At 72.3% G+C, this 13,033-nt stretch carries 14 protein-coding genes; 3 read left to right on the forward strand and 11 right to left on the reverse strand.

The window, feature by feature from the left end:
• Position 1: 1 nt before the first annotated feature.
• The 8 genes from AC5JJ1_RS06790 to AC5JJ1_RS06825 all read right to left on the reverse strand — a co-directional run bounded on the left by AC5JJ1_RS06790 (position 2) and on the right by AC5JJ1_RS06825 (position 7,204).
• Positions 2 to 2,932: a formate dehydrogenase subunit alpha gene (locus tag AC5JJ1_RS06790; RefSeq protein ID WP_495784349.1), complete on the reverse strand. Its 2,931-nt coding sequence runs from the start codon at positions 2,930 to 2,932 to the stop codon at positions 2 to 4.
• 8 nt (positions 2,933 to 2,940) lie between these two features.
• Positions 2,941 to 3,159: a twin-arginine translocation signal domain-containing protein gene (locus AC5JJ1_RS06795; protein ID WP_495784350.1), complete on the reverse strand. Its 219-nt coding sequence runs from the start codon at positions 3,157 to 3,159 to the stop codon at positions 2,941 to 2,943.
• Between the two features lie 19 nt (positions 3,160 to 3,178).
• Positions 3,179 to 3,772, reverse strand: coding sequence for a TorD/DmsD family molecular chaperone (locus AC5JJ1_RS06800; RefSeq protein WP_495784351.1), 594 nt, complete (start codon positions 3,770 to 3,772; stop codon positions 3,179 to 3,181).
• A gap of 115 nt (positions 3,773 to 3,887) precedes the next feature.
• Positions 3,888 to 4,469 (reverse strand): DUF3306 domain-containing protein, encoded by a 582-nt coding sequence (locus AC5JJ1_RS06805; RefSeq protein ID WP_495784352.1) that lies wholly within the window; start codon positions 4,467 to 4,469, stop codon positions 3,888 to 3,890.
• On the reverse strand, positions 4,466 to 4,981 hold the full coding sequence (locus AC5JJ1_RS06810; RefSeq protein WP_495784353.1) for a DUF3305 domain-containing protein: 516 nt from the start codon (positions 4,979 to 4,981) through the stop codon (positions 4,466 to 4,468). Before AC5JJ1_RS06810 ends, AC5JJ1_RS06805 begins: the two co-directional genes overlap by 4 nt.
• A complete protein-coding gene (locus AC5JJ1_RS06815) occupies positions 4,981 to 6,012 on the reverse strand; it encodes a DUF6352 family protein (RefSeq protein ID WP_495784354.1) in 1,032 nt (343 codons plus the stop codon). Before AC5JJ1_RS06815 ends, AC5JJ1_RS06810 begins: the two co-directional genes overlap by 1 nt.
• Positions 6,009 to 6,533 (reverse strand): DUF6505 family protein, encoded by a 525-nt coding sequence (locus AC5JJ1_RS06820; RefSeq protein WP_495784355.1) that lies wholly within the window; start codon positions 6,531 to 6,533, stop codon positions 6,009 to 6,011. Before AC5JJ1_RS06820 ends, AC5JJ1_RS06815 begins: the two co-directional genes overlap by 4 nt.
• The gene (locus AC5JJ1_RS06825; protein WP_495784356.1) at positions 6,530 to 7,204 is read right to left on the reverse strand and encodes a biotin/lipoate--protein ligase family protein; all 675 of its coding nucleotides are present in this window, start codon (positions 7,202 to 7,204) and stop codon (positions 6,530 to 6,532) included. Before AC5JJ1_RS06825 ends, AC5JJ1_RS06820 begins: the two co-directional genes overlap by 4 nt.
• A gap of 90 nt (positions 7,205 to 7,294) precedes the next feature.
• On the opposite strand from AC5JJ1_RS06825, the gene AC5JJ1_RS06830 reads away from it, so the two are divergent.
• The gene (locus AC5JJ1_RS06830; protein ID WP_495784357.1) at positions 7,295 to 9,298 is read left to right on the forward strand and encodes a 4Fe-4S dicluster domain-containing protein; all 2,004 of its coding nucleotides are present in this window, start codon (positions 7,295 to 7,297) and stop codon (positions 9,296 to 9,298) included.
• A 22-nt stretch (positions 9,299 to 9,320) separates the two neighbouring features.
• Here AC5JJ1_RS06830 and AC5JJ1_RS06835 read toward each other — a convergent pair whose 3' ends face one another.
• Both AC5JJ1_RS06835 and AC5JJ1_RS06840 read right to left on the reverse strand, forming a co-directional pair.
• Positions 9,321 to 9,620 (reverse strand): hypothetical protein, encoded by a 300-nt coding sequence (locus AC5JJ1_RS06835; RefSeq protein WP_495784358.1) that lies wholly within the window; start codon positions 9,618 to 9,620, stop codon positions 9,321 to 9,323.
• Between the two features lie 110 nt (positions 9,621 to 9,730).
• On the reverse strand, positions 9,731 to 10,195 hold the full coding sequence (locus tag AC5JJ1_RS06840) for a DUF427 domain-containing protein (RefSeq protein WP_495784359.1): 465 nt from the start codon (positions 10,193 to 10,195) through the stop codon (positions 9,731 to 9,733).
• Between the two features lie 79 nt (positions 10,196 to 10,274).
• On the opposite strand from AC5JJ1_RS06840, the gene curA reads away from it, so the two are divergent.
• Both curA and AC5JJ1_RS06850 read left to right on the forward strand, forming a co-directional pair.
• On the forward strand, positions 10,275 to 11,276 hold the full coding sequence (gene curA / locus AC5JJ1_RS06845) for an NADPH-dependent curcumin/dihydrocurcumin reductase (protein WP_495784360.1): 1,002 nt from the start codon (positions 10,275 to 10,277) through the stop codon (positions 11,274 to 11,276).
• Position 11,277: 1 nt separating this feature from the next.
• Positions 11,278 to 12,096 carry a lipase family protein gene (locus AC5JJ1_RS06850; protein ID WP_495784361.1) on the forward strand — a complete coding sequence of 273 codons (819 nt, stop codon included), beginning with the start codon at positions 11,278 to 11,280 and terminating at the stop codon, positions 12,094 to 12,096.
• Here the strand turns inward: AC5JJ1_RS06850 and AC5JJ1_RS06855 are convergent.
• Positions 12,044 to 12,754 carry a pirin family protein gene (locus AC5JJ1_RS06855; RefSeq protein ID WP_495784362.1) on the reverse strand — a complete coding sequence of 237 codons (711 nt, stop codon included), beginning with the start codon at positions 12,752 to 12,754 and terminating at the stop codon, positions 12,044 to 12,046. The genes AC5JJ1_RS06850 and AC5JJ1_RS06855 overlap by 53 nt on opposite strands.
• Between the last annotated feature and the right edge of the window lie 279 nt (positions 12,755 to 13,033).

The raw sequence follows: 13,033 nt of genomic DNA on the forward strand, positions 1-13,033 counted from the left end.
CTTACGCGCTCCGGATCTGGCAGAGGGTGACCTTGGTTTCCTGCATGAAGGTCACCGGGTCGTAGCCATAGGTGGTCACGGTGTTCACGCTTTCGCCGAGCACGATCGGGTCGGTCCCCGGCGGGTAGAAGCGCCGCCGGTCCTCGCCCTGGAAGAAGCCGCCGAAATGGAAGGGCATGAAGGCGACGCCCTTCGCCACGCGCTCCGTCACCAGCGCCTTGACGCGGACGCGGCTGGCATTCTCCGGCCCGCTGACCCAGACCCAGCCGCCGTCGCGGACGCCGCGCTCGGCGGCATCGGCCGGGTTGATCTCGACGAACATGTCCTGCTGCAGCTCGGCGAGCCACTTGTTGGAGCGCGTCTCCTCGCCGCCGCCCTCGTATTCGACGAGGCGGCCGCTGGTCAGCACGATCGGGAAGTCACGCACCGCCGCCGCGCTCCGCGCCTGCACGCTGCTCCCAAGATGCGGCATGCGGAAGCCGCGGCGGTCCGGCAGGGTCGGGTACTTGGCGACCAGGTCCGGCCGCACCGTGTAGATCGGCTCGCGGTGGACCGGCACCGGGTCGGGCAGGTTCCAGGCCACCGCACGCGCCTTGGCATTGCCGAAGGGCGAGCAGCCATGCTCCAGCGCCACGCGGATGATGCCGCCCGAAAGGTCGGTGGACCAGGAGGCGCGATCGATATTGGCGCCGAAATGCCGCTCGAGGCTCGCCTTCTCGTCGGCCGTGAGCTCGTCGAACCAGCCGAGCTTCTTCAGCACGGCGACGGTGAACTCGGGGTAGCCGTCCTGGATCTCGGAGCCCTTGGACCAGCTCCCCTCCGCCAGCAGCGTCTCGCCGTTGCGCTCCACGCCGAAGCGGGCGCGGAAGGTGCCGCCGCCATCCTTCACATGCAGGTTGGTGTTGTAGAGGATGTGGCTGCCGGGGTGCCTGATCTCGGGCGTGCCCCAGCACGGCCAGGGCAGGCCGTAATAGTCATGCGCGACCGGCGTGCCCTCGCGCCCGCGCAGCGTCACCAGGTCAAACTTGTCCTGGTGCTCCATATGGAGCTTCAGGCGCTCCGGCGACTGACCGGTATAGCCGATGCTCCAGAGGCCGCGGTTCATCTCGCGCAGGATGCTCTCGGCGACAACCTTGCCGTCCTTGAGCTCGATGCCCTGGAACATCCGCTCGCCGAAGCCGAGGCGCCGCGTCAGGGCGTAGATCACGTCGTAGTCGTTGCGGCTCTCGAAGATCGGCTCGACGATCTTGGCACCCCATTGCAGCGAGCGGTTGGAGGCCGTGCGGCTGCCATCCATCTCGAAGCTGGTGCAGATCGGCAGCAGATAGGTCCCGTCGCGGCGGCCGGAGACCTGGCTGAAGGTGGTGGGGTGCGGATCGGCGACGACCAGGAGCTCGAGCTTCTCCAGCCCCTTCACCGATTCCGGGATGCGCGTGACGGTGTTGCCGCCATGGCCGAAGACCATCATGGCCTTCAGGCTGTGCGGCTGGGCCACATAGGCCTCGCCATCGGCGGCAGTCTTCTCCCGCTCGCCGGGCATGAGCGTCGCATCGAACCAGCGCGTGGTCGGGATGCCAGGCATCTCCATCAGCGCCTTGCTGCCGAAGCGCGACAGCAGGTACTCGTACTCCACGCCCCAGACGCGCGCCCAGTGCCGCCAGGCATTCTCGTCGAGCCCGTAGTAGCCCGGCAGCGTTGTCACATCGAGGCCGAGGTCGGTCGCGCCCTGGACGTTGGTGTGGCCGCGGAAGATGTTGGCGCCGGTGCCGTTCGCCCCGACATTGCCGGTCGCCAGCAGCAGCACGGAATAGGCCCGCACATTGGCGGTGCCGACCGTCTTCTGCGTCGCGCCCATGCACCAGATCAGCGTCGAGGGCTTCTGCGTCGCGAACATCTGCGCGACGCGCTTCAGCTGCTCGCCGGGGACGCCGGTGACGCGCTGGACCTCGTCCGGCGTCCACTTGGCGACCTCCTTGCGGATCTCCTCCATGCCGTAGACGCGCTGGCGGATGAACTCCTTATCCTCCCAGCCATTTTGGAAGATGTGCCAGAGCATGCCCCAGATCAGCGGGATGTCGGTGCCCGGCCGCAGCCGCACATACTCCGTCGCATGCGCCGCGGTGCGGGTGAAGCGCGGGTCGATGACGATGAGGTTCGCCCGGTTGATCTCCTTGCCAGACAGCACATGCTGCAGCGAAACCGGATGCGCCTCGGCCGGGTTGCCGCCCATGACGATCATGGTGCGGGCATTGCGGATGTCGTTGTAGCTGTTGGTCTGGGCGCCATAGCCCCAGGTATTGGCGACGCCCGCGACCGTCGTGCTGTGGCAGATGCGCGCCTGGTGGTCGACGCTGTTGGTCCCCCAGAAGGCGGCGAGCTTGCGGTAGAGATAGGCCGCCTCATTGGTGAACTTGGCCGAGCCGAGCCAGAAGACGCTGTCCGGCCCCGCCCTCTCCCGCACCTCGCCCAGCTTCGCGGCGATCTCGTCGAGCGCCTGGTCCCAGCCGATGCGGCGCCATTCGCCGGCAACCAGCTTCATCGGGTATTTCAGGCGGCGGTCGCCATGCACCAGCTCGCGCACCGCAGCGCCCTTGGCGCAATGCGTGCCGCGGTTGATGGGCGATTCCCAGCTCGGCTCCTGGCCGACCCAGACGCCGTTCTGCACCTCGGCGGTGACGGTGCAGCCGACCGAGCAATGGGTGCAGATGTTTTTCACCCGCGTCACGGGTTTCGCATGGTCGAGCACGCCGGTCGCGGCGCCGCTGGCCTCCGCGCGGCCGGCGCCGAGCGTCCCAAGCGCGGCCAGCCCGGCGCCCCCGAGCCCCGCCTGGCGAAGAAAGCCGCGGCGATCCAGCCCGCCGGCCGAGAGCCCTTGATAGCCGGAGGCCAGGCGCTGCGGCGCCGCCCGCCCGTCACTGCGCTTGATCAGCATCCCCGGACCTACTGCTCGTAACGGTTGCTGCGATAGAAGGCCTGCACATGCGGGCTTTCCTTGTAGCGTGCGGCGGTGCGCGCGGCGGCGTTCTCCTTGGCCGCCTGGCCGGCCGGCACGCTGTCCGCGCGTTGCGCCTGCGCCGTTCCCGCCGCTGCCGCGGCCGCCGTGCCGAGCCCGAGCGCGCGCAGGAAGCCGCGCCGTTCGGCCTTGGTCCCGTCCCTCATCGTCACCCTCCCCACCCCGTCACGGCAGCGATGCGGCCGCCTGTTCGATCTCGATCGCGCTGCGCCCGAGCGCCCCGACCGCCTTGTAGAAAACCGCCGCTTCCGCCCCTTCGAGATCGGCGAAGCACCGCCCGGCCCAGGGCGCGAGATGGCGGGCGAAGAACTCGCCCGGCGCGGCGCCGCGGAAGCGGCCCTCCAGCAGCCCGGCCATCACCTCGCAGCAGAAGCCCAGGTGATCCTCCGGCTCCGCCACCCCTTCGGCACGGGCGATGCCGAGCGCGGCGAGCGTCGCCCGCAGCTCGGCCAATGGTCGTTCATGCAGGAAGCCGGTGAGGTAGTAGGAGCCGTAGGGAAGCAGCTCGCCCCGGCCGACGCCGATGAAGAGGTTGAAGTATTCCCGCTCCGCTCGCGCCGCATCGGTCCGGGCCGCGGCCGCGGCGAGGCCGGCGATCGCCCGGCCGAGCGGCATGTCGCTGCCCTCCAGGCGCTGCAATCGCGTGAGCAGCACGGCATCGGGCGCCGCGGATAGCAGGCGCCCAAGCAGCGCGAAAAGCTGCGCCCGCTCCCGATCAAGCGGATCGACCACGCCTGTTTCGACTCCCGGACGTTCCATCGTCATTATTTTACCCAGGTTAAATCCGGCCCACAAGCAGCACCCTGCGCCCAGAGGGCGGGAACCGTCTCGAAACCGGACCACGTTGAAGCGAGATAGGCCGCTTTCCGAAATGTCAAACCGGGATGGCGCCGCCATGCTTGCGGCGGGGCGGCGGGGCGGCCGGAGTTCCGGCCGACGGGGTCGCATCCTCGGCAAGGAGGGGCGGCTCCGGCGCGGGTTCGGCGGCCTCGGGCAATGCGGGCTCGGCTTCGGCTTCAGCCTCGGCCTCGGGCGGCTCGGGCGGCGTCTCCGCCACCGCCTCCTCGAGGGCGCCGATGGCCTGGGCCAACAGCCGCTTCACATCGCCGCCCAGGGTATGGGCGAAGCCGGGCACGCCGTCCGGCGCGTTGTAGTCCCAGGCGTAGTCGGCAGGACCGACGAAGTCGCGGATGGTGGGGTCGAGTGTCCAGGCCCGACGCAAGGCGGCCTGGCGCAGCGCGGCCGGGACCTCGGCGCGAAGAAAGGCGGCGAAGTCACTCGCCTCGGTCAGGCTCTCGATCGGCGGCAGGCAGGCCGGGTCGAACTCCGCCGGAGGGGCGGGCTCGGGCGGGGCCTCGGCAGGGGGTGGCGGCGCCTCGGCCTCCGGCTCCGGCAGGGCGCGGGCCGCCTCCCGCTTCCGCCGCGACCAGCGGCCGAGGAAGCCCTCCTCGCTCATGGCCCGCGCCGCCCGCCGGGGCGCTTGCCGAGCGCCTCCGGGTCGGCCTCCTCGCGGCGGCGCTTGTGGCGCGCGCGCTCGACATGGTGCTCGGCGATGAAGGCATCGACCGTGGGGCGCAGCCAGTCCGGCAGGGGCAGGCTTTCCAGGAGGTCGGCGCCGCTGTCGGCATAGAGCTGCGCCTCGCCGGCATCGACCGTGACGGCATGGAGGGCGAGGCCGGGCTCCGCCTCCACCGGGCGCAGCACCACCCAGATGAGCGGCGGGTCGGCGGTGAGGTTGTCGCGGTAGTTCGGCGTGTCGGTCGGGGAGAGCACCACCTCCGCCGCGCCGGCGAGGAAGAGCGTGCGGCCGGCCTCCTCGCGCAGCACGGTCCAGGGCGGCAGGGCGGGCGCCTCGCGCAGCACCTCGACGGCGCGCCAGGACCAGTCGGCCCAGCGGGTCGCGGCCGGGCGGCGCTCGGCCAGCACCGCGACGGGGATGCGGATGGTGCCGGGGACTTCGAGCCGCATCACACCGCCTCCGCCGCTGTTTTGAGGGGAAGGCCGACGGCCAGGTTCTGCGGCTTCATCCGCACGCGCTGCGCCGCATCCATCGCCAGGGCCAGGTAGACCGGCTTGCCCGCCGCGCGCTCCAGTACCCGCGTCGCATCGGCGAATTCCAGCACGCCGAGCCAGAGGATGCGGGCGAGGCGCGCCTGCTTCACCGATCGGCCGCGCCAGAGGTCGTTGGCGATGCCGGTCGCCTCGGCGTCGAGGCCGACATGCCAGGTCCAGTTGCGGTCGTCGATCACCGGCACCGGGCGGATGGCAACGCGCTCGCCAATCACATGGGCGACGAAGCGCTCCAGCGCGCGGGCCATGCCGTGCTGGCCGGTGCGGTTCTCGGCAATGTCGAGGGCGAGGTCATGCGCGTCGGAGCGGGCCGGGTAGCCGGGCGCATTCGCCTCCGAGAGGACCTCGAGCTCCACCTCGCGCGGCGGGGACCCGGCCTCGGTCAGCAGCCGGCCGAGGCTGCCGAGGTCGCCATCCGCGGCGCGGGCATCGACGAACTCCTCGTCGGCCAGCAGCAGCGCGCCGGGATGGATGGCGGCACGCTGCGGGCGGAAGAAGGCCTCGGCGGCACGGAGGGCGAAGGCATCCCCTTCCCCCTCCATGGCGGCGCGGGTGACGAGATGGGTCAGCATCTGCAGGAAGATCGGCGGGATGCCGCCGACGCCCGCGCGGAACAGGGCGAGCCAGGCGCCTTCCAAGGTCGGGGCGGCCTGCACCCGGTCGCGGAAGGCCAGGAAGACCTGCCAGTTCTCCCGCGCATCCGGATCCGCGAGGGCCGCAAGTTCCGCGGGCGCGACGGCACGCAGCGGGGCGGCGAGCAGGCCGGTATGGAGCGCAAGCTCCGCCGCGCAGGCCTCCTCCGGCGGCACCAGCTCCGGCCGGGCGAGGAAGGCGCGCCAGAGATCCTCCGTCGGCAGCAGCCGGCCGTCGGCATCGCGGTCGCAGAGGTGATGGCCCGAGGAGAGCCAGAAGTCGCCCGGGCCGATCATCGCGCCTCGCTCCCGAGGCTGGTGAGGTCGGGGCGCTCGGGCGCCTCCTCCCCGGCCTCCTCAATGGCGAAGACGGGCGGTGGGCCCTCGCGCCGGTGCAGGGTGCGGAAGCGCTCTCGCACGGCGCCCGCCTCCACCGTCCGGCTGAGGGCGAGCACCGTCCCCGGCGGATGGGTGCAAAGCGACTCGGCGAAGGCGATCTCCTCGGCGGCGGCGGCCTGGGCCGCGGCGGCATCGGGGGCGCCGTACTCGACCTGGATATGGGCGGCGAGGGCCGCAAGCGCGGCCTCCCGCTCCGCGGGGCTGGCCTCGGCGACCTCGACCAGCGTCGACCAGCCGAAGCTGCCGAGGCCGAGGAAGCCGGCCCGGAATTCCTGCCGCCGCTTGCCGGCGAGGGCGGCCGGGTCCTCGTCCCAAAAGGCGAAACCGCCGGGCACGGCCCATTCGCCGGGCTCGGCGGCGCGGGTGAAGACGACCTGGTCCGAGGGATCGAGGCGGAGGGTGCGGGGCAGCAGGCTCATGCGAGGGGCACCAACTGCCGGTTGCCGTCACGCTCCAGCACCAGGGCGCCGCTCTTCGGGTCGATCCCCCGCCGGAGCCCGGCATCGGCGCGGCCATCCTCAAGCCGGGCGAGGCAATCCTCCACCAGCCGGCGCGGCCCCTTGGACTGCCAGCGGTCGAGCCCGGCCATCAGGTGCCGGGCCCAGGCGGCGGACAGCTCGGCGGCGGAGGGCTCCTCGAAGCCTTCCTCCTCGAGGCAGGTCCGGTCCGGTGCATCGCCGGGCTCGATGCCGGGCGGCGGGGCGAGGGCGAGCTCGAAACCGACCACCAGCCAGTCCGGCACCTCGGACTCGGAAGCACCCGGCGGCAGGGCCAGGCGCAGGCCGCCGACCCTTCCGCCATTCACCAGCACCTCGGCCGGCCAGCGGAGGGCGATGACCGCCTCGGGCGGGCCGAGCACCACCAGCGCATCAGCCAGGGCGTTGGCGGCGGCCAGCAGGGCGAGCCGTGCCTCGGCGAGCGGCATCTCTGGCTCCAGCACCACCGCCGCCTCGGCCCGGGCGGCGGAGCGGACCCAGGCGAGCAGGCCAGCGCCCCGCTCGGGCGCCAGCGCCACCGCCCGCGCCATGGCATCGCCGCCCTCGCGGAGCGCGATGGGAGCGAAGACGCTCGGCAGATCGGGCAGCTCCATCCTTCTCCCTCGCAAGGTCCCCGATGGCGGCATATATGCCCCTGTCCCCCTGACGCCTAGCGGGGATCAAGACCAAGGAATCCCCGAAGAATGCCGGATCGCATCGCCCTGGTCTGCAGCTGCGAGGACAGCATGCGCCTCGACGAGCGCAGCCTCGCCCGCGGCTGCGGCGCGGAGCTCCGCACCGCGGAGCAGCTCTGCCAGGCGCAGCGCGACCGCTTCCTCGCCGCGCTGGCAACGGGGCAGCCGGTGACGGTCGGCTGCACGCAGGAGGCGCCGCTCTTCACCGAGCTGGCCGAGGAGACAGGCGCCACCCAGCCTCTCGCCTTCGTCAATCTCCGCGAGCAGGCCGGCTGGTCCGGCGAGGGGGCGGCGGCCGGGCCCAAGATGGCCGGGCTGATCGCCGCCGCCGCCATCCCGCTGCCGGAGGTGCCGCTGGTGCCGCTCCGGAGCGAGGGCGTCACCCTGGTCCTCGGCCGCGATGCCGCGGCGATCGAGGCGGCCCGGCGGCTGGCCGACCGCCTCGACCTCACCGTGCTGCTGACTGGGGCGGAGCCCGTTGCGCCCGCGCCGCGCACCGAATTCCCTGTCCTCCGCGGCCGGGCGCGGACGGCGACGGGCTGGCTCGGCGCCTTTGAGGTGGTGGTGGATGGGCATGCGGCGCCCTCGCCCGCCTCGCGCGCCGCCTATGTCTGGGGGCGGGTGCGCGACGGCGCGCTCAGCCGCTGCGACGTCATCCTCGACCTCACCGGGGGCCCTGCCCTCTTTCACGAGACGCGGCAGGGCTACCTCCGCGCCGACCCGGCGGATGCGGCGGCGGTCGAGCGCGCCATCGCCGCGGCGCGGGAGTTGGTCGGCGAATTCGACAAGCCGCGCTTCGTGCAGTTCGAAGCGGGGCTCTGCGCCCATTCCCGCAACCGTCGCACTGGCTGCACCCGCTGCCTGGACCTCTGCCCGACCGGCGCCATCACGCCCGCCAAGGACAGCGTCGCCATCAGCACCGAGATCTGCGCCGGCTGCGGCGCCTGCGCCGCCGTCTGCCCGACCGGCGCCGTGACCTATGCGCTGCCGCCGCCGGCCGCCACCCTCGCCCGGATGCGCGCCCTGCTGCTCGGCCATGCCGAGGCGGGCGGGCGCGACCCGGTCCTGCTGCTGCATGACGGCAGCCATGGCGAGGCGCTGATCGACGCCCTGGCCCGGCATGGCGAGGGGCTGCCGGCGCGGGTGCTGCCCTTCCGCCTCAACGAGGCGAGCGCGCTCGACCTGGCGACGCTCGCCGCCGGCTTCGCCTGGGGCGCCGCGGGCATCCGCGTGCTGCTGCCCGCCCGGCGCGGGCATGGGACAGAGGGGATGTTCCGCAACCTCGACTATGCGGAGGTGGCGCTCGATGGCCTTGGCCTGGCCGCCGGGCTGCCGCGGGCGGCGGCGATCGAGACGGACGATCCCTTCAGCCTCGGCGAGCAGCTTGCCCCGGCCCTGGGGCTCCGCACCGGCTGGGTGCCGGCCGGCTTCCTGCCGCTCGGCGCGCCGCGGGAGGTGCTGCGCCATGCGCTGCGGGCGCTGCGCCCGGCCGGGGCGCCGGAGGTGGTGCCGATGCCGGAGGCCGCGCCATTCGGTGCCGCGCTGGTCGCGGCCGATGGCTGCAGCCTCTGCCTTGCCTGCACCATGGTCTGCCCGACCGGCGCCTTCAGCGCCAATCCGGAGCGGCCGCAGCTGCGCTTCCTTGAGGAGGCCTGCGTGCAATGCGGCCTCTGCGCCGCCACCTGCCCGGAGCGGGTGATCGAGCTCGCACCAAGGCTTAACTTCGCCGAATCCGCCGCGCAGCCGATGGTGGCGAAGGAGGAGGAGCCGTTCCACTGCACCCGCTGCGCCAAGCCCTTCGGCACGGCGAGCAGCATCGCGCGGGTGAAGTCCCGCCTGGCTGCCAGCGGGCATTGGATGTTCGCCGACCCGTCCCGCCTCGCCCTGCTCGAGCTCTGCGAGGATTGCCGGGCGGCGGAGGCGACGCTCGGCGGCGTCGACCCCTATGCCGGCCCGCCGCGTCCCGTGGTTCGCACCACCGAGGACTGGCTGCGGGAGGCGGAGGAGGAGTAGCCCTCCTCCGCAGGTTTCAGCCTCAGCCGCCGCCCTTATTGGTGTTGCGGGCGGCCGGGGTGCGCTGCTGCGGCGGGACGCCGCCGATGCCCGGGCCGGCCGTGCTGCCGTCGCGGGTGACCTGCGGGCGGCCCTGGGTGTCGCCGCCGGAGATGGTCGCGGCGCCGGCGCTGGCATCATTGCTGTGCGGCTGCTGGAAGCTCTGCTGGCGCAGCGGGGGCGAGCCCTGGCCGACAGTGGCCGTGGTCGGGGCCGGACCGCTTTCGGCGGTGCAGGCCGCCAGGGCCGCCAGCGCGGCCAGAGGGAGAAGGATCTTACGCATGTGTCAGGTCCCGATCTCGGAAAGCCACAGGATCGTGGTTCCAGCCATCGGGGGCGGAGCCTAGCGACGCCTCCTATGGGTTGCAATGCGTCATGTTACGGATACCGATATTACCAACCCTCCGTGCCCGGTCCGCCTTTGAACGGGCCGATCAGCTCCTCGGTGATCCAGCCGCCGTAGAAGCCGCCTGGCTGGGGGATGACCCGCTCGTCATCGACGAAGCAGGCCTCCATACGTCCGGCATAGACGGCGACGTGGTCGCGAATCGGGGCGAAGGCCGGGCTCGGCTCCGGATAGCTCCAGCCCGCCGCCTCCGCCACCACCCCGCCGGCGGCGAGCGTCCAGTAGCGCGCGACCCCCTTCCATTCGCAGAAGCTCCGCCCCGCCGCCGGGCGCAGCACGCCGGGGGCGAAGGCCTCGGGCGGCAGGTACCAGACGGGCGGGTGGAAGGTCTCCAGCACCTGCCAGGCCGCCTGCGTCTCGGCAACGGTCTCGCCGCCGAGCCGGATGCGGATCCGCCGCCGGCTCGGCTCCAGCCGCGGCGGACGGGGATAATCGGCGACACGCTCTGTCATCGCCCCGATCTGGCCCCGCCCCCTTCCCTTGCAACGGGGCCGGGGGCATCACTGGGGGCCCTCACGGAGGAGCCGATCCATGGCCGAGATGAACCTGCAGGTCCTGCTGCGTCGCCGCCCCAAGGGCGAGCCGGTGCCGGAGGATTTCGAGATCGTCGAGACGCCGGTGCCGCAGCCGGGCCCCGGCGAGGTGCTGGTCCGCGCGCACTACCTCTCGCTCGACCCCTACATGCGCGGCCGCATGTCGGACGCGAAGAGCTACTCCGCCCCGGTCGAGCTCGGCGCGGTGATGGAGGGGCAGACGGCGGGCGAGGTCGTCGCCTCCAACGCGCCGGGCTTCACGCCGGGCGACACCGTGCTCGGCGGCTTCGGCTGGCAGCGCTTCTCCGCGGTGCAGCCGGCGCGGCTGTTCAGGATCGACCCTAAGGAGGCGCCGCTCTCGGCCAGCCTCGGCGTGCTCGGCATGCCGGGGCTGACCGCCTGGGTCGGGCTCGAGGATATCGGCCAGCCCAAGGCGGGCGAGACCGTCGTCGTCTCCGCCGCCTCGGGCGCAGTGGGCCAGGTGGCCGGGCAGATCGCCAAGATCCGCGGCTGCACAGTGGTCGGCATCGCCGGCGGGGCGAAGAAGGGCGAATTCGTCACCGAGGTGCTGGGCTTCGATGCCTGCATCGACCACCGCGGCGACCTCGCGGCGCAGCTCGACCGGCATTGCCCGAAGGGGATCGACGTCTACTGGGAGAATGTCGGCGGCGCCGTGCAGCGCGCGGTCTTCCCGCGGATGAACGACCATGGCCGCATGGTGATGTGCGGCATGATCGCCGAGTACAACGACACCGAGGCGCGGCCGGGGCCGAATCTGATGGCAACCGTGCGCAAGCGCCTGCGCATCCAGGGCTTCATCGTCAGCGATACCGGCTGGCCGCGCTACGGCCAGTTCCGCAAGGAGATGCTCGGCCACATGGCCGCCGGCCAGATGGCCTGGCGCGAGGACGTGGTGGAGGGGCTGCGCAATGCACCGAACGCCTTCATCGGCCTGCTGAAGGGCGAGAACTTCGGCAAGCTCGTCATCAAGATCGACTGACATGACCGGGGAGGATGCGCGGCTCGCGGCGCGGTACGCGGGGCATCGCATCCTCCTCTGCTACGGCTTGTTCGGCGAGGTCATGGCGGGGCTGCGCCTCGACTACATGCGCAGCCAGGCGGACTGGCTGCGCAGCCTCGGCCTCGCGGTCGAGGTGGTGGCATTGCCGACCGCGGCGCCCGTCCTTGCCAATGCGGGCCGCATCGCCGAGCGCATCGCGGCCGACCCGCGGCCCGGCCTGCTGGTCGGCCACAGCAAGGGCGGGCTGGAGGCGCTGGCGGCGCTGCTGCGGCCCGGCATGGCGGAGCGGTGCAGCGGCCTCGTCGCGCTGCAATCGCCCTTCCTCGGTTCGCCGGTCGCCGATGCGCTCTGCGGCATCCGCCCGCTGCATCACATGGCGCATCGTGCCTTGCAGGCGCTGCGGCTCGGCGATGGCCAAGGCCTCCGTGACCTGACGACGCCGGTCCGGACGGCGTGGATGGCGGAGAATGCGAGGGCGGTTGCCGAGCTGGCCCGGGTGGTGCCGATCGCCGTCGTGGCGACCACGCTCGAGGGCGCGCCCAGGCGAGTCGAGGAAGGCGCCTACCGCCTGGTCGACCGCTGGATGCAAAGCCAGGGGGTGGGCGAGAGCGACGGGCTGGTGCCCCTCGCCTCGGCCCGGCTGCCCGGCCTGCCCGTGCTGGTGCTGCCGGGCGGGCACCGCGCGCTGGTGGCGTGCGGGCCGGGGCGCGACCCGCTCGGGGTGCTGCGCGCCCGGCTGCTCGGGCTTACTCCGCCGCCACTTCCACCAGCACCAGCTCCGCATCCTCCGACGCGGTGATCTCCATCACGGCCTCGTCGACGATGCCGGCGCCGTCGCGGGTGCCGAGCGCCTTGCCGTTCACCGTGACCGCGCCCTTGGCCGGCACGAGATAGGCGGCGCGGCCCGGCTCCAGCCCCTGGCGCAGCGTCTGTCCCGCCTTCAGCGTCGCGGCCAGCACGGCGCCGTCGACGTTGAGGGGCAGCGCGCCGCTCCCGGCATCCTGCGGGCGGCCGCTGGCCAGCACCTCGAAGCCGGCCTCGCGCCGCTCCTTGGGGAACTGCTTGGCACCCCAGTTGGGCTGCACGCCGCGGCGGTCGGGGATGATCCAGATCTGGAAGATCTTGGTCGTCTCCGGCTCCAGGTTGTACTCGCTGTGCACCACGCCGGTGCCGGCCGACATGATCTGCACGTCGCCCGCCTCGGTGCGGCCCTCGTTGCCCATGTTGTCGCGGTGGGTGATGGCCCCCTCGCGTACATAGGTGATGATCTCCATGTCGCGATGCGGGTGCGGGTCGAAGCCGGTGCCGGCGGCGATCTCGTCGTCGTTCCAGACGCGCAGCTTGCCCCAGTTCAACCGCGCCGGGTCATGGTAGCCGGCGAAGGAGAAGTGATGGCGGGCTTTGAGCCAGCCATGGTTGGCGCCGCCGAGGGTGGTGAAGGGACGGATATCGATCATCGTCGTGCTCCTTTCGGGTTGCGCAGGAGATAGGCGCTTTCCGCGCCGGATGCCCATCACCGCCACCCATCGGCGCCATTCACCGGGGCCATGGCCGCATTGCCGCAGTTTAAGCCCGGCCTCACCTTCCGTAGAGGCTGCGTGACGGATGCTCGCACCTGTCGTCCTGATGACCTGGCGCCCCGGCGCAGGTGTACGGACGGGCGGCATCGGGCAGCGGCTATTTCCCGGCAAGCCGTTGTCAGACTGGCAGCCATGACAGGCAGCCACCGGGCCGGT

Source organism: Belnapia sp., from assembly GCF_059504005.1.